Genomic DNA, 14,233 nt, shown 5'->3' on the forward strand with positions numbered 1-14,233 from the left:
GACTTATTCCCCTACTGCCCTACTGCCCTACTGCCCTAATTCCCGGCTTTCCGAACCGCGCTGTCGCCGCCAGCAGCACGCCGAGCATCAGCCCGTTGAATATGTGCCACAGGAAATGCGTGCCGAGCGGAAAGCCGCCGCAGACCAGCGGATCGATCATCCGGCAGATGACCGACACGACGAAGATCGCCGAGCCCGCCAGATTGTACCAGCCGGCACGGTTGCCGCTGGCCGCCACCATGGCCCCGAAGAAGGCGAGCGCCAGGAAGGGCGGCAGATAGCCGGTCGTCCCGTTCGACGCCTGGCGCAGCCAGTCGGGCACGGCAAAGGTCACCAGCCCGGCGACGGCATAGAAGGCGACGAAAATGGCGATCGCCTTGCCCCATTTCATGCCGAGAAAACGCCGCAGGTTGAACAGCGTGTAGGCCAGCGTGAACCCGGCGATCGGCAGCACGTCGGCCCAGACCGTGCCACGGTTGGCAAAGGTGTGGAACAGCGACGAGCCGACGCCGATCGCCACCACCCACCAGGCCAGCACTTCGGCGAAGGTGCCGGTGCCGCGCTTGCGCACCTGCCAGACACCCCATAGCCCGGCGGCAAAAAAAGCCAGATTGCTCAGCGCATTGAGCGGTTCGGCCCAGAATTCCGGCCCCGTCCGTTCGCAATAGAGGTCGACCGGCGCCAGGAGAGATTGCCACATGCTGATTGCCGCCCGAATCGCTTCCATGGTGAAGTGCAAGTCCACCTATTGCGCCCTTGCCAGCGGTTGCAACGGCAAAATTTCACCGCAACGTGACTTCCCGTTGACTGCCGCTTCTGCCACATATTTCGACAACCAGAACAAAGCCGGCGTCACCGGCGGGATCGGAACGGCCATGCCATCTCGAAGACCATTGCGGCTTGCGGCCCTTGCGCTGGCCCTCTCGGCGTTTGCCGGCAGGGCCCTTGCCGAGCCAACCGACAAGCCATTAGGCGTCGTCGAGCTCTTCACCAGCCAGGGATGCAACTCCTGTCCGCCGGCAGATGAATTCTTCGCCGAGCTCGCCGCCAAGGAGGACATCGTCGCGCTCGCCTATCATGTCGATTATTGGGATTACCTCGGCTGGCAGGACACGCTGAGCCGCAAGGAAAATACCGAGCGGCAATACGAGTATATGCGCGCCTTCGGCAGTCGTTCCGTCTACACCCCGCAAGCCGTCATAAACGGCCGCAGCCATGTCAACGGCGCCAGCCGCAAGGAAGTCGACGGCGCGCTGGCCCGCATGGAGAGGGTCGGCGAAGGCATGCGCGTCGGCATCAAGGTCAGCCGGACCAGCGATCGCGTCATGATCGATGCCGGCGACGCTGTGACCGGCCCAACCGACGCGCATGTCGTCATCGTCTATTTCAATCCGCCGCAGACGATAAAGATCGGCAAGGGTGAAAACAGTGGCCGCAGCATGACCTACTGGAACGCCGTCTCCAGCATCCAGACCGCCGGCATGTGGCACGGCAAGGCGCAGCGCTACGAACTGCCGATGAGCGAGATCGCCAAGAAGGGCGGCTGCGCCGTGCTGCTGCAGTCGGTCGGCAAGGACGGCATGCCCGGGCCGATCCTGGGCGCAGCCTTTATCCGCAAGCCTTAGATAGGGCGCCCCCCGTTCTCCCCTTGTTGTGGGAGAAGGGATAACCGCGCTCAAGCCTCCGACGACAGCCTATCTGGATGGATCGCATCGCCACGGCTAATAAAAAACCGGCGTCAGCTTGCTTCTGACGCCGGTCATTTAGGTTTTGGGATCGTCGCACCCGATCTTTCCAAGGAAAAACCGAGGTTGGTTCGATCCGACGCAGACCCGTGGGCGGGGGGCTTGGGGTTTACGAGCCGGTGCCGGACCGAACCGTCTCAGGCAACGCCGGTAAATTCGTCGGACATTGGGGCATGAGCACGGATAAAAAAAGGCAGGATTGTGGCGAAGCATCACCAATTTCAACAGGCGTTTCGCAAACGTGACTGGACGCTGGAGAAACCGCACGGTGCTGCCGTTGCCCGGCCGGGCCTTGCAATTCGGCAACGAAAGCGCCAACTTTGGTCGGCGTACGATTCATTGCGAGGATCCAGGCATGACTGATCGCAGCAGCGGGACGGAGGATGGGGACGCATCCGCAATATTGATCCCGCTGCATGAGGCAAGACGCGAACGCCTCGACCAGCCGGTGCGGTTCGACCGGCGCGAACTGGACCAGATCCTCAGGCTCTACGGCCGTATGGTTGCCGCCAATGAGTGGCGCGACTATGCCATCGACCATCTCGCCGACCGCGCCGTTTTTTCCGTCTTCCGCCGCACCAGCGAAGTGCCGCTTTTCCAGATCGTCAAGGATCCGAAGCTGGCGCGCCGGCAAGGCGCGTTCGCCGTCATCGCCGCCGGCGGGCGCATCCTCAAGCGCGGCCAGGAACTCGGCCGGGTGCTTGGCGTGTTCGACCGAACACTGAAGCTGGTCGAGGCGTAACCCTTTATTTTTGCAGGCGGAACTTGCGCTCGGGCAGCGATTGCGGATCAGGCGGGATGGACGCCCCGCCGTTGATCGGCAGCTGCATGAAAACCGTGTCCAGCCAGCGTCCGTGCTTATAGCCTGAGCCTTCCAGGCGGCCGGAATGACGAAAGCCGAGCTTCTCGTGCAACCGCACCGAGGCGCTGTCGGGCCGGCCGTCGCCGATCACCGCGATGATCTGGCGAAAACCCGCCGCCTTGGCCGCTTCGATCAGCCCTTGCATCAAGAGCAGCCCGACGCCTTGCCCTTTGGCCTCGGGCGCGACATAGACGGAATCCTCGACGACGAAGCGGTAGGCCGGGCGCGGCCGGAACGCCCCGGCATAGGCATAGCCGAGCACGCCGCCGGCCTTTTCCGCAACGAGATAGGGAAAGCCGCCCGCCATCAGAGTGTCGAAGCGCGTGCCCATCTCGGCGCGGCTCGGCGGTTCGAGTTCATAGCTCGCCGTGCCATTCGTCACCGCGTCGGCATAGATTTCCGTGATCCGGTCGAGATCGGCCGACGTCGCGGCCCGCAAGGTGATGCAGCTCATAATTTAGGCACGTCGTTCATCTGCCCTATATCACAGCAAAAGCCGGTACAAAAGAAAAGGGCGGCCATTGGGCCGCCCTTTTCGAACTCGCTGGTCCAGGAAAACCGTATTTAGCGACGGTCGCCCATGAACTGCAGCAGAAACATAAACAGGTTGATGAAGTCGAGATAGAGCCTCAATGCGCCCATAATCGCCTTGCGGCCGGCGACATCGGTCTCGTCGCCCTCGAAGTACATCTCCTTGATGTTCTGCGTGTCGTAGGCGGTGAGGCCCGCGAAGATCAGCACGCCGATCGCCGAAACGGCGAAGGAAAGCGCCGACGACTGCAGGAAGATGTTGATCACCATCGCGATGATCAGGCCGACCAGGCCCATGACCAGGAACGACCCGAACGCCGAGAGATCGCGCTTGGTCGTGTAGCCGTAGAGCGACAGCCCGCCAAAGGCGGCGGCGGTGGCGAAGAAGGTCTGCGAGATGCTGGCGGTGGTGTAGACCAGGAAGATCGACGACAGCGACAGGCCGACGAGGCCGGCATAGACCCAGAATGTCGTCTGCGCGGCCGAAACGCTCATCGACTGGACGCGGAACGACAGGAACATCACCGCTGCCAGCGGGGCGAAGATCACCAGCCATTTCAGCGGCGAGCCGAAGATCGCGTAGCCGAACGAGGTCAGCATCTCGCCGCTTGGCAACGTCGCGACCGCCGAGGCGGGATCGCTGGTAGTGGCCAGCATGATTGTGCCGACCGCGGCAAGGCCGGTGATGAGGAGGCCAAGCCCCATCAGATTGTAGACCTTGATCATGTAGGCCCGCAGGCCCTGGTCGATGGCAGCATCGACGCCGGCGCCGGGCACGGCGCGCGTCTGATAATTGCGAACGGGATCAGCCATGGAAATCCTCATATTGCTTCTGCCCCGTCCGGTGTCAGGTCCTTTTGAACCCAGGCGCCGCTGGCGGGGCTCCAGCATGCCTGCGCCGAAATATGATGGTTCTTGGCGTAAAGGACAAGACCGTAACCAAGCGTAATGCTCCGTGAAGTGCCGGAGATACGGTTTTATTGGCCTTCCCGCCCGGAACATTTACCGAGATTTAATCGAAACCGGCTCTGGCTCAAAGATTCCGCAGCACCGGCGCCGCCTTGTGGCCCAGCACCCGCCACGTGCCGGCAAGGCCGATGCCGACCGTGACCACCAGCGAAAAGCCGATGGTCGCCACCGCCACCTCGGGCATGAAGTGCGATGGCAGCGTCATGATGCGCGCGACGACGAACCATGCCGCCACAGCGCCCGCCGCCAGCGCGAAGATCGCGGTAGCAAGGCCGATCAGCATGTATTCCAGCGAAAACGCGGCGATCAGCGTTTTTCTGGTCGCACCCAGGGTCTTCAGCACCACCGCGTCGTGAATGCGAGCCCGGTTGCCGGCGGCGAGCGCCCCGGCCAGCACCAGCACCGAGGCGATCAACGCCACCCCCGCTGCTGCCCTGATTGCTGTGCCGAGCTGCGCCACCAGCCGGTTGACGATTTCGAGCGCGTCCTTGACCCTGACCGTCGTCACCGCGGGAAAGGCACGCGTGGCGGCGTTGAGAAGATGCGCATCGTCGGCTGCCGACGCATTCGTCTCGGTCAGCGTCGCCAACCAGCCATGCGGCGCACCGGCGAACGTGTTGGGCGAGAACACCATGACGAAATTGATGCCTATGGTTTCCCATTCGACCTGGCGGAAATTGGCGATCTTGGCCGTGATGTTGCGGCCGAGCACGTTGACGGTGATGGTGTCGCCGAGCTTCAGCCCGATCTCTTTGCCTTCCTCGGCGGAAAACGAGACCAGCGGCTCGCCGGCATAGTTCTCCGGCCACCAGCTGCCCTCGGTCAGCGTCGCATTCTCCGGCAGCTTTGCGTCATAGGTCAGGCCACGGTCGCCGCGCAGTACCCAGGCGCCTTCGGCCGGAACCTTGACCTTGTCGACATTGACGCCGTTGAGCGCCATCACCCGGCCGCGCAACATCGGCACCTTGATCAGCCTGCCTTGCGGTGCCTCTTTGCCGACCAGCGCGGAGAAGGCATCGACGTCACTGCTCTGGATATCGACGAAGAAGAAGTTCGGTGCCCTTTCCGGCAGGCTGCCCGAGATCTGCCGCCTGAGATTGCCGTCGATCAGCGCCAGCGTCACCAGCAGCGTCAGCCCGAGTCCCAACGACAGCACCACGGACGGCGTCAAGGCGCCAGGCCGATGGATGTTGCCGATGGCGAGCCTGAGCGCGGTCGAGCGCACGCGCGGGCTTTTCTTCGCCGCCCACTGCACCAGCGAGCCGACCACACGCAGCACCAGGAACGAAAAGATCGTGGCGCCAACGAAGATCGAGGCAATACGGCGGTCGCCGGAAAACAGGATCGCCAGTACCGCGAGCAGCAGCGCGATGCCCAATGCCGCGGCGATATAGAGCGGGCGGGGAAAACCGCGGCCCTCGAATCCCATTTCGCGAAACAGCGCCGTTGCCGGCACGTCGCGGGCGCGGCCGAGCGGCAGCAAGGCGAAAGCCAGCGTCACCAGCAGCCCGAACAGCGCTGCCATGCCGAGGGCGCCGGGATAGAACCCACCTTCCGCCGGCACTGGAATGACCGATTGGAGTGCCGCGCTGGCCGCGAACGGCATCAGCGCGCCAAGCACAAGGCCTAGCGTGATGCCGAGGGCGGCGATCATCAGGATCTGCACCAGATAGACGGCAAAGACGAACCCGCCCGAAGCCCCCAGGCTCTTGAAGGTGGCGATGACGCCGCGCTTGCCGTCGAGATAGGCACGCACGGCATTGGCCACGCCGACGCCGCCGACCACCAGCGCTGTCAACCCAACCAGCGTCAGGAATTGCGAAAACCGCTCGATATTCGAGGACAGCGCCGGCGCCGCGTTGCTGCGGGTGCGGATCGACCAGCCGGCCTGCGGGAACTCTTTTGCCGCCTGGTCCTGGATCGCCTTGATCCGTGCCTCGCCGGTGCCGCCGGGCAGCCGGACCTTATAGGCGTTCTCGACCAGGCTGCCCGGCTGGATCAGGTCGGAAGCGGCAAGCCCGTCGGTCGACACCATCAGCCGCGGCGCAAAGCCGAAGCCATCCGACACCGCATCCGGCTCGTTGACCAGCCTGGCGCGCAGCTCGAACGTCGCGCTGCCGAGCTTCAGCCGGTCACCGATGCCAAGGTTCAGCCGCTCGAACAAGAGGTCCGGCGCGGCGGCGCCGAAGACGCCGGATTTTTCGCCGAACAGATCCTCTCGCGACAGCACCGGCTCGGTCTCCAGCGCGCCGTAGAGCGGATAGGCGCCGTCGACCGCCTTGGCCTCGACCAGCGCCTGGTCGGAGCCGTCCTCGAGCCTCGCCATCGAGCGCATATTGGCACTGTGCGAAACCGTGCCAAGCTGGTCGAGGAAGCTGCGTTCGGATCTGGTCGGATCGCGCTGGTTGAGCTGGAAGCGGAGATCGCCGCCGAGCAGCGTCTGGCCCTGGTCGGCAACACCGGCGGAAATCGCTTGCGCCACCGAATTGACGCCGCCGATCGCAGCGACGCCGAGCGCGATGCAGGCAAGGAAGATCAGGAAGCCGGACAGCCCGCCACGCATTTCTCGCAGCGAAAACCGAAAGGCGAGCCTCAGCGTGCGCGCCAGTGGCATCATGCGGTCACCCTGCCAGCCCTGGTGGCCGGCTTAGGCGCGTCTTCGATCAGCCCCGACCGCATCGACACCTGGCGCGAGCAGCGCGCCGCGAGTACCGGGTCATGCGTGACCAGCACCAGCGTCATGCCGCGTTCGGCCGCCTTGGCAAACAGCAGGTCGGCGACGTGCCGCCCCGTTGCCTGGTCGAGATTGCCGGTCGGCTCGTCGGCGATCAGGATGCGCGGCGACGGCGCCAGTGCCCGGGCGATCGCCACGCGCTGTTGCTCGCCGCCAGACAATTCGCCGGGGTAATGGGTGACGCGATCGCTGAGACCGACCGCCGCCAGCTCGCGCGCCGCCACGCCGAATGGATCGACATGGCCGGCAAGCTCCAGCGGGACAGCAACGTTTTCCAGCGCCGTCATATTAGGGATGAGATGGAAAGATTGGAACACGATGCCGATGTTTCGTCCCCGAAACGATGCGATCTGATCTTCGCTTTTGCCGTTTAGCAGCTCGCCGGCAATTCGGACCGTGCCCGAATCGACCCTTTCAAGTCCGGCCAAAACCATCAGCAATGTCGACTTTCCCGAACCTGAAGGTCCAACGATGCCTGTCGCTTCGCCGCCCGCAACATCGAGGCTGACGCCCTTCAGCACATGGACCGAGGATGCACCTTCGCCGAGCGTCAGCGATACGTCTTTCAGCGAAATGACGGCTTCTTCCAAAATCAAATCGTCCTATATGGGGGATGAAGGCTAGTGCATCCGATGCTCGACAAAGACGAAAACCTGCCTTCGCCAACAGATGTTCCTGGTCATATGGGGCCTGCCGCATGGCTTTCAAACACACCTTTGCCGCAGCGTTCGCCCTTTTCCTCGCCATTTGCGGCGCCATTTCGTCGGCGCGTGCTGAACCATTCACCATTGTCGGTTTCGGCGACAGCCTGATGGCGGGTTATGGCCTCGGGCCAGGTCAGGGCTTCACCGAGAAGCTGCAGGCGGCGCTGCGCGCCAAGGGCTACGATGTCACGGTCGCCAACGCCGGCGTCTCCGGCGATACGACGAGCGGCGGTCTGTCGCGGCTCGACTGGTCGGTGCCGGACGGCACGCAACTGGTCATCCTGGAGCTCGGCGCCAACGACATGCTGCGCGGCGTTTCGCCCGCCATAGCGGAAAAGAACCTGGACGCCATGCTGGCAAAGCTGAAGCAGCGCAAGATCGCCGTTTTGCTTGCCGGAATGCGCGCGGCGCCCAATCTCGGCGCCGACTACCAGAACGCCTTCGACGCGACCTTTCCGCGACTGGCTGAAAAATATGGCGTGCCGCTCTATCCTTTCTTTCTCGAGGGCATCGCCGGTCAATCCGTCCTGCAACTCGAGGACGGCCTTCATCCAAACGCCCGAGGCGTCGACCGCATCGTCGAGGGTATCCTGCCCAGTGTGGAGAAGACCATTGAAGCGGTCCGGGGCAATTCCTGAAGGCGAGGGTTCGCCGTCGCAACACCTTCCGCAGGGGAAGCTTTTAGGCAGGCCTGCGACCAACAAACCCCTTGCCCCGTTTGGATATCGATGATTCGCTAGGGGCAAGAGTTCGATTCGAGGACAGGAGGCTTCCCATGCCGCGTCTTTTTACCGCCCTCGAGATACCGCGTGATGCCGCTCTTTCGCTGTCCCTGCTCAGGGGCGGCCTGCCGGGAGCCCGCTGGATCGACGTCGAAAACTATCATCTGACGCTGCGCTTCATCGGCGATGTCGAGGGCCATGTCGCCGACGACATCGCCAATGCGCTTGACCGTGTTCACCGCCCGTCCTTCCCGCTGACGCTGTCCGGCGTCGGCGCCTTCGGCCAGAAGAAGCCGCATGCGGTGTGGGCCGGGGTCGCCGCTTCGCCCGATCTTTCCGCATTGCAGGCCGAGATCGAGCGCATCTGCCAGCGGCTCGGCATCCCGGCCGACCCGCGCAAGTTCATGCCGCATGTGACGCTGGCCCGCCTGCGCAATTCGAGCCCGCTCGACGTCGCCCAGTACCTGTCGGCACGCGGCAATTTTTCGACGCTGCCGTTCCGGGTCGGCCGCTTCGTGCTGATGTCGTCGCGCGATTCGGTTGGCGGCGGGCCTTACGTCGTCGAGGAGGCCTGGCCGCTTTCAGGTGCCGACAACCGCGTCGCCAGCCGTTTGGTCGGCGCCGCCGACGCTTCGCGGATCATGCGGTAGACGGACATGGCCAGGGAGAAACTAGCAAAAGAGGCGATCCGCGCCGAACTTGCCGGCCTCGACGGCTGGTCGCTGGCCAAGGATGGTGGCTCGATCACCCGCAGCTTCACCTTCAAGAATTTCTCCGAAGCCTTTGCCTTCATGACCCGCGTTGCCCTGGCCGCGGAGAAGATGGACCACCATCCCGACTGGTCGAACGTCTACAAGACGGTGAACGTGACCCTCAACACGCACGACGCCGGCGGCCTGACCGCGCTGGATTTCGATCTGGCCAGGAAAATGAACCGCTATTTCGGCGGCTGAGCCTGTCTGCACCTTGCAGCGAGGTTCGGCTTTCACCACATTTTGCCTCGCGGTCACGCGTGAAGCCACGCGACGGCCGCAAGGAGAGGTTGATGGCGCAAAAATCCGGTTTTGATTTCTTCGGCCTCGGCAGCAAGCCGGGCAACGAGAGCGAAGTGCGCGAAAAGTTCTGGCGTACGGCGAAGAAGGCCGCCCGGCATATCCCGTTCATGGAAGAGGTGGTCGCCGCCTATTACTGTGCCATGGACAAGAAGACGCCGCTTCGCGCCAAGGGCACCTTGATTGCTGCGCTCGGCTATTTCGTGCTGCCGACGGACGTCATCCCCGATTTCATCCTTGGGCTAGGCTTCACCGACGACATCGCCGTGCTGACCGCCGCGATTACCGCCGTCAGCGCCCACATCACGCCGGCGCACCGGCTCGCCGCCAGGCAGGCCATCGCCGGCAAGAGCTGAGCCGGTGCGGCGCAAAAATCGCGTGAGAACCGACTTTCCGGCCGTCAAATCCACCGCCGCACCCGCGCCTTGTAGGCGCGATAGACATCTCCGAACTTCCGCTCGAGGTAGCGCTCTTCCGGCGCGATAACGCCGGTATTGATCACCCACAGCAGGGGGATGACGAGCGCGATAGCCCAAAGACTTCCGGCCGCGACGCCGAGGCCCAAATAGACGAGGGTCGTTCCCAGATAGAACGGGTTCCTGGTCCGACGATAGATACCGTCGACGACCAGCGCCGTCGTTGGCAAGGTCGGTGGTATGTTGGTTCCAGCGGCCTGAAAGCGGTCCGCTGCCATAAAGATGAACACGAAGCCGCACACCGCGAGCACGGTGCCGGTCAGATAGCGGGCGAGCGCCTGCCCGGCCATGACCGGGAGCGGCACGAGCACCTCGAGCACGGTTGCCGCCACCAGGAAGCCGAGGAAGATCAAAGGTGGCAGCGCAATGACCCCGGCCACGTCGGGGGCGCCCGATCCGCCCGCCGCCTCCCCGCCATCCGACCGGGGCACCGCGCCACCGGCCGCCACGCGGACGGCGACACGAACGCCGAACACGATCGCCAGGACGACTGTGCCGCCCGCCAGGGTCAGAACTGTCTCGGAAATGGCCATGGCCAAATCTCCCGTAAGCCGCCAGGGAGGGCACCCTGGCCGAGCGCCGTGGCGGCGAACGCAGACATGGTACCGCCTGCAGGGAAATTCGTCACGCACCTCAAAAAGCGAGAATCGCCGCAAGACCTAGCTGCTTGAAAAGTCAAACTCTTGCCGTTTTCGTGGCCTCCAAGTCGCGGCAGGGACATTGCGCCAGCCGCTTTTTCGAGCGGCAGCGCGAAGACGGCGGCGGTTTCCTGGCGTGAACATCCTTTTCTAAGGGGAAATTCACCGTTTGGTAACCCAGATTAAATCAAAATGAAGCGACGGGCAGGACGCCGAGCCGGCCTGCCGCCGCACCAGTGGAATACGGGAAAAGCGATGCGCGGATTGATTGCTATAGTTTCCAGCCTGGCCCTGGTGGCCTTGACGGCGCCCGCGCTGGCGCAGTCGGCAACCAAGATCGGCCAGCATAATGCCTGGGGCACCTACAGTTATCAGGCGTCGGGCGGCGGCAAGGTCTGCTATGTCCTGACGGTGCCAACCGACAAGCAGCCGCCGACGCTCGATCACGGCGACATGTTCTTCTTCGTCAGCCAGCGGCCGGGGCAGCAAGTGTCCTACGAGCCGCAATTCATTGCCGGCTATACCTTCCAGGAAGGTTCCAAGGCCACCGTCACCATCGACAAGAAGTCTTTTTCGATGTTCACGCGCGGCAAGTCGGCCTGGGTCGAGAACGCCGCCGAGGAGCCGGTGCTGATAGCCGCGATGAAGACCGGCACCGACATGAAGGTGTCGGCCAAGTCCGGCCGCGGCAACACCACCACCTACGTCTTCTCGCTGAAGGGCATCTCGGCGGCGCTGGCCTCGATCGCCAAGTGCAAGTAGGCGGTTAGGCGCGGTCTTCCCTTCTCCCCTTGTGGGAGAAGTAGGATCGGCGCGCAGCGCCGAGACGGTTGAGGGGTGTTGGACGGAGTGCCGTCATAGCCAAGCTGGAGCACCCCTCATCCGACCGAGCTTCGCTCGGCCACCTTCTCCCACAAGGGGAGAAGGAAGAACCCCGGCATGACTCCGCCGCTAACCTGTGCTATGCGCCGCGCTTCATTTCGGGCACGATGCTGTATTCGGCCGCAAATCGCTTATATTGGCGCAACAATGACCCTTTCATTCGATCTTACCGCCGAAGGCGCGCGTGACGCTTTGCGCACCCGCACGACGCCTGAAAAACCGTCGCTGATCGGCTTGACGCGAGCCGAACTCGGGGCCGCCCTCGTCGCCGCCGGCATCGTGCCGGAGCGCCAGGCGAAAATGCGCGCCCAACAGCTCTGGCATTGGATCTATGTGCGCGGCGTTTCCGACTTTGCCGGCATGTTCAACATCTCCAAGGATCTGCGCGCCGCCCTCGACACGCATTTCACCGTTGCCAGGCCCGAGATCGTCGAGGAGCAGATTTCCTCCGACGGAACCCGCAAATGGCTGTTCCGCTTTCCGCCGCGCGGCGCCGGCCGGCCGGTCGAGATCGAGACCGTCTACATTCCCGAAGAAGGCCGCGGCACGCTGTGCATCTCTTCGCAGGTCGGCTGCACGCTGACCTGCTCCTTCTGCCACACCGGCACGCAGAAGCTGGTGCGCAACCTGACGGCGGAGGAAATCCTCGCCCAGCTCTTGACCGCCCGCGACCGGCTCGGCGACTTCCCCGACCGCGATACGCCCGACGGCGCCATCGTGCCGGCCGAGGGCAGGAGAGTGTCCAACGTCGTCATGATGGGCATGGGCGAGCCGCTCTACAATTTCGAGGCGGTGAAGAAGGCGCTGCTGATCGCATCCGACGGCGACGGGCTTTCCCTGTCGAAGAGGCGCATCACGCTGTCGACCTCCGGCGTCGTGCCCGAAATCTTCCGCACCGGCGAGGAGATCGGCGTCATGCTGGCGATCTCGCTGCACGCCACCAATGACGATTTGCGCGATCTCTTGGTGCCCATCAACAAGAAGTATCCGCTGAAGGATCTGATCGCTGCCTGCCGCGCCTATCCAGGCCTGTCGAACGCCAAGCGGATCACCTTCGAATATGTCATGCTGAAGGACGTCAACGATTCCATCGACGACGCCAAGGCGCTGATCAAGCTGCTCAAGGGCATTCCGGCCAAGATCAATCTGATCCCGTTCAACCCGTGGCCGGGCACCAACTACCAGTGCTCGGACTGGGAAACGATCGAGAAATTCGCCGATTACATCAACAATGCCGGCTATGCCTCGCCGATCCGCACGCCGCGCGGCCGCGACATCCTGGCCGCCTGCGGCCAGCTCAAGTCGGACTCCGAGCGCATGCGCAAGGTCGACCGGCTGGCGCTGGAAGCGATGATGATCGCGGGGCATGGCGAGGCGTGAAATACCTCAGGCGATTGGCAGTGACTTTGCTCTGCTACGCCCTGGCTGCCTTCACCATGTCTCTGGTCTTTTTCCTGCTCGATGCACTGATGTGGTGGCGTGTTCCCGCTTTCCTGTCCACTCGAGATAGTTGGTCGCTGTTGCTGCTTGGAGCGATGATCGCAGGCATCTTTGGCGCACCGCTGGCAATCCCGATGGTCATTGCTTCCCAAGTTCTCGAGGCGAGACGCTGGATTCTTTTTGTCGTCGGGGGAGCTTTCGTTGGGACGTGCGTATTTGCGGTCTGGAAACTGCATCCGTCGGCACAGAGGCCACCGGACGTTGACGTGTTGGTGGCCCTAATCATTGCGGGAAGCTTGGCAGGAGCCGTCTATCGCCTGGTCGAGAGCCGGTTCCTGCAAATGCCCGGACAATTCGCGTGAACCGCCTCGTCGCCTATCTGATCCGCTTCGCCGTCATCCTTGTCGGCTATGGCGTGGCTTCGCTAGCGGCAAGCGCCTTCCTTAACATCATGTTCCTGGCGTCTCTTGGGCTGATGACGGACGAGACGCAACCGGCGGCGCAGGCGTCGCTGTGGTTTTCAATCCCCTTCGTCGGGCTGTTCGTCGCCTATTTCGCTTTCATGCCGGCCGTCATCGCCATCCTCGCCTCCGAGATCCTTGGCCGACGTGACTGGCTGTTCTATGCGCTGGCGGGTGCTGTGGTGGCAGCGGTCTTCCTTGGCTTCGTCCACCAGACGGCCGATGCCAATTTCGAGGTTACCAATACCAGCGTCATGCTGGCGGTGATCGGCTGCGGCATGGTCGGCGGTATTTTCTACTGGCTGAGCGCCGGGCGCTCGGCCGGAAGCTGGCGTCAGATCGGACGCCCTATTTCGCCTGGGCCGTCAGGATCTTGAGCGCGAAGGCCGAAAAAACGCCGGCAAAGAGATAGTCGACGACGCGCGTCACGCGCGGGCTGGATTTCATCGCGGCCGAGAATTTTTCCGCCGCCAGCACCATCGGCGCCGTCACCGGGATCGCCAGCACGACGAACATCGCGCCGAGGAAGAACAGCTTGCCGGTGGCGTTGGGATCATGCGCCGAGACGAATTGCGGCAGGAAGGTCATGAAGAACAGGATGATCTTCGGGTTGAGCAGATTGACGCCGAGCCCTGCCGCCCAGGCGCGGAACAGCGAAATTTTTGGCCCGGTCTTTTTCTCCGGCGAAAAGGCCGACCCCTTGGTGATCGCCTGCCATGCCAGGAAGACGAGATAGGCCGCGCCGAAGATCTTCAGGGCGAAAAAGGCCATTGGCGAGGCGACGATCAGCGCCGAGATGCCGACCGCAACCAGCGTTGTATGGATCAGTGTGCCGAACAGCGCGCCCGCCATCGAGGCAAAGCCGGCGGCGCGGCCTTGGCTGAGCGTTCGCGAGACGAACAACGTCATGTCGGGCCCCGGCGTGATCGACAGGATGAAGGTGGCGATAGCGAACTGGATCAGCGTGGTGGTGTCGGGAATGAAGGACATGGCCAGCCTCGTGGCAGCAAAAGACGT

General features: G+C 63.3%; 17 protein-coding genes. 10 read left to right on the plus strand and 7 right to left on the minus strand.

From position 1 onward, the window contains the following. Window positions 1–19: 19 nt before the first annotated feature. A complete protein-coding gene (locus NKH93_RS24175) occupies window positions 20–700 on the minus strand; it encodes a ceramidase domain-containing protein (protein WP_352470827.1) in 681 nt (226 codons plus the stop codon). Between the two features lie 175 nt (window positions 701–875). On the opposite strand from NKH93_RS24175, the gene NKH93_RS24180 reads away from it, so the two are divergent. Further along, a complete protein-coding gene (locus NKH93_RS24180; protein WP_352470828.1) occupies window positions 876–1,625 on the plus strand; it encodes a DUF1223 domain-containing protein in 750 nt (249 codons plus the stop codon). Window positions 1,626–2,100: 475 nt separating this feature from the next. Beyond that, on the plus strand, window positions 2,101–2,487 hold the full coding sequence (locus tag NKH93_RS24185) for a DUF2794 domain-containing protein (RefSeq protein WP_031212724.1): 387 nt from the start codon (window positions 2,101–2,103) through the stop codon (window positions 2,485–2,487). Between the two features lie 4 nt (window positions 2,488–2,491). Here the strand turns inward: NKH93_RS24185 and NKH93_RS24190 are convergent, their stop codons facing one another. The 4 genes from NKH93_RS24190 to NKH93_RS24205 all read right to left on the minus strand — a co-directional run bounded on the left by NKH93_RS24190 (window position 2,492) and on the right by NKH93_RS24205 (window position 7,431). Next, window positions 2,492–3,061 (minus strand): GNAT family N-acetyltransferase, encoded by a 570-nt coding sequence (locus NKH93_RS24190; protein WP_352832349.1) that lies wholly within the window; start codon window positions 3,059–3,061, stop codon window positions 2,492–2,494. Between the two features lie 110 nt (window positions 3,062–3,171). Continuing rightward, window positions 3,172–3,951, minus strand: coding sequence for a Bax inhibitor-1/YccA family protein (locus NKH93_RS24195; protein ID WP_254817871.1), 780 nt, complete (start codon window positions 3,949–3,951; stop codon window positions 3,172–3,174). Between the two features lie 220 nt (window positions 3,952–4,171). Then, on the minus strand, window positions 4,172–6,721 hold the full coding sequence (locus tag NKH93_RS24200; RefSeq protein ID WP_352920581.1) for an ABC transporter permease: 2,550 nt from the start codon (window positions 6,719–6,721) through the stop codon (window positions 4,172–4,174). Beyond that, the gene (locus NKH93_RS24205; protein ID WP_352920405.1) at window positions 6,721–7,431 is read right to left on the minus strand and encodes an ABC transporter ATP-binding protein; all 711 of its coding nucleotides are present in this window, start codon (window positions 7,429–7,431) and stop codon (window positions 6,721–6,723) included. The genes NKH93_RS24200 and NKH93_RS24205 overlap by 1 nt, the downstream gene beginning before the upstream one ends. Before the next feature lie 107 nt (window positions 7,432–7,538). Here NKH93_RS24205 and NKH93_RS24210 point away from each other — a divergent pair, with 107 nt between their 5' ends. The 4 genes from NKH93_RS24210 (at window position 7,539) to NKH93_RS24225 (ending at window position 9,675) form a co-directional block, all read left to right on the plus strand. Beyond that, window positions 7,539–8,183, plus strand: a complete 645-nt coding sequence (locus NKH93_RS24210) for an arylesterase (RefSeq protein ID WP_352450197.1) — start codon at window positions 7,539–7,541, stop codon at window positions 8,181–8,183. Between the two features lie 137 nt (window positions 8,184–8,320). Beyond that, complete coding sequence (gene thpR / locus NKH93_RS24215; protein WP_352450198.1) at window positions 8,321–8,917, plus strand: RNA 2',3'-cyclic phosphodiesterase; 597 nt, start codon at window positions 8,321–8,323, stop codon at window positions 8,915–8,917. 6 nt (window positions 8,918–8,923) lie between these two features. Continuing rightward, window positions 8,924–9,220, plus strand: a complete 297-nt coding sequence (locus NKH93_RS24220; RefSeq protein ID WP_023679826.1) for a 4a-hydroxytetrahydrobiopterin dehydratase — start codon at window positions 8,924–8,926, stop codon at window positions 9,218–9,220. A gap of 92 nt (window positions 9,221–9,312) precedes the next feature. Further along, the gene (locus tag NKH93_RS24225; protein ID WP_352540811.1) at window positions 9,313–9,675 is read left to right on the plus strand and encodes a YkvA family protein; all 363 of its coding nucleotides are present in this window, start codon (window positions 9,313–9,315) and stop codon (window positions 9,673–9,675) included. A gap of 44 nt (window positions 9,676–9,719) precedes the next feature. Here NKH93_RS24225 and NKH93_RS24230 read toward each other — a convergent pair whose 3' ends face one another. Then, complete coding sequence (locus tag NKH93_RS24230) at window positions 9,720–10,328, minus strand: methyltransferase family protein (RefSeq protein WP_352972406.1); 609 nt, start codon at window positions 10,326–10,328, stop codon at window positions 9,720–9,722. 360 nt (window positions 10,329–10,688) lie between these two features. On the opposite strand from NKH93_RS24230, the gene NKH93_RS24235 reads away from it, so the two are divergent. From NKH93_RS24235 to NKH93_RS24250, 4 genes are all read left to right on the plus strand, one after another. Beyond that, complete coding sequence (locus NKH93_RS24235) at window positions 10,689–11,195, plus strand: invasion associated locus B family protein (protein ID WP_023721899.1); 507 nt, start codon at window positions 10,689–10,691, stop codon at window positions 11,193–11,195. A 267-nt stretch (window positions 11,196–11,462) separates the two neighbouring features. Then, complete coding sequence (rlmN, locus tag NKH93_RS24240; protein ID WP_352685352.1) at window positions 11,463–12,695, plus strand: dual-specificity RNA methyltransferase RlmN; 1,233 nt, start codon at window positions 11,463–11,465, stop codon at window positions 12,693–12,695. After that, window positions 12,692–13,117, plus strand: coding sequence for a hypothetical protein (locus tag NKH93_RS24245; protein WP_352470834.1), 426 nt, complete (start codon window positions 12,692–12,694; stop codon window positions 13,115–13,117). The genes rlmN and NKH93_RS24245 overlap by 4 nt, the downstream gene beginning before the upstream one ends. Further along, window positions 13,114–13,593, plus strand: a complete 480-nt coding sequence (locus NKH93_RS24250) for a hypothetical protein (RefSeq protein ID WP_352456359.1) — start codon at window positions 13,114–13,116, stop codon at window positions 13,591–13,593. Before NKH93_RS24245 ends, NKH93_RS24250 begins: the two co-directional genes overlap by 4 nt. Here the strand turns inward: NKH93_RS24250 and NKH93_RS24255 are convergent. Then, window positions 13,565–14,206 carry a LysE family translocator gene (locus NKH93_RS24255; protein WP_352920397.1) on the minus strand — a complete coding sequence of 214 codons (642 nt, stop codon included), beginning with the start codon at window positions 14,204–14,206 and terminating at the stop codon, window positions 13,565–13,567. The two genes, NKH93_RS24250 and NKH93_RS24255, sit on opposite strands and share 29 nt — an antisense overlap. Window positions 14,207–14,233: the final 27 nt, after the last annotated feature.

The sequence above is a fragment of the Mesorhizobium sp. M0954 genome (genome assembly GCF_040319155.1).
GTDB lineage: Bacteria > Pseudomonadota > Alphaproteobacteria > Rhizobiales > Rhizobiaceae > Mesorhizobium.

What these genes read in the sequence shown, in the direction of transcription:
- NKH93_RS24180 (WP_352470828.1), top strand. Translation starts at nt 876, where the DNA reads ATGCCATCTCGAAGACCATTGCGGCTTGCGGCCCTTGCGCTGGCCCTC.
- NKH93_RS24235 (WP_023721899.1), top strand. Translation starts at nt 10,689, where the DNA reads ATGCGCGGATTGATTGCTATAGTTTCCAGCCTGGCCCTGGTGGCCTTG.
- NKH93_RS24175 (WP_352470827.1), bottom strand. Translation starts at nt 700, where the DNA reads ATGTGGCAATCTCTCCTGGCGCCGGTCGACCTCTATTGCGAACGGACG.
- rlmN (WP_352685352.1), top strand. Translation starts at nt 11,463, where the DNA reads ATGACCCTTTCATTCGATCTTACCGCCGAAGGCGCGCGTGACGCTTTG.
- NKH93_RS24230 (WP_352972406.1), bottom strand. Translation starts at nt 10,328, where the DNA reads ATGGCCATTTCCGAGACAGTTCTGACCCTGGCGGGCGGCACAGTCGTC.
- NKH93_RS24220 (WP_023679826.1), top strand. Translation starts at nt 8,924, where the DNA reads ATGGCCAGGGAGAAACTAGCAAAAGAGGCGATCCGCGCCGAACTTGCC.
- NKH93_RS24225 (WP_352540811.1), top strand. Translation starts at nt 9,313, where the DNA reads ATGGCGCAAAAATCCGGTTTTGATTTCTTCGGCCTCGGCAGCAAGCCG.
- NKH93_RS24210 (WP_352450197.1), top strand. Translation starts at nt 7,539, where the DNA reads ATGGCTTTCAAACACACCTTTGCCGCAGCGTTCGCCCTTTTCCTCGCC.
- NKH93_RS24255 (WP_352920397.1), bottom strand. Translation starts at nt 14,206, where the DNA reads ATGTCCTTCATTCCCGACACCACCACGCTGATCCAGTTCGCTATCGCC.
- NKH93_RS24195 (WP_254817871.1), bottom strand. Translation starts at nt 3,951, where the DNA reads ATGGCTGATCCCGTTCGCAATTATCAGACGCGCGCCGTGCCCGGCGCC.
- NKH93_RS24200 (WP_352920581.1), bottom strand. Translation starts at nt 6,721, where the DNA reads ATGCCACTGGCGCGCACGCTGAGGCTCGCCTTTCGGTTTTCGCTGCGA.
- NKH93_RS24190 (WP_352832349.1), bottom strand. Translation starts at nt 3,061, where the DNA reads ATGAGCTGCATCACCTTGCGGGCCGCGACGTCGGCCGATCTCGACCGG.
- NKH93_RS24185 (WP_031212724.1), top strand. Translation starts at nt 2,101, where the DNA reads ATGACTGATCGCAGCAGCGGGACGGAGGATGGGGACGCATCCGCAATA.
- thpR (WP_352450198.1), top strand. Translation starts at nt 8,321, where the DNA reads ATGCCGCGTCTTTTTACCGCCCTCGAGATACCGCGTGATGCCGCTCTT.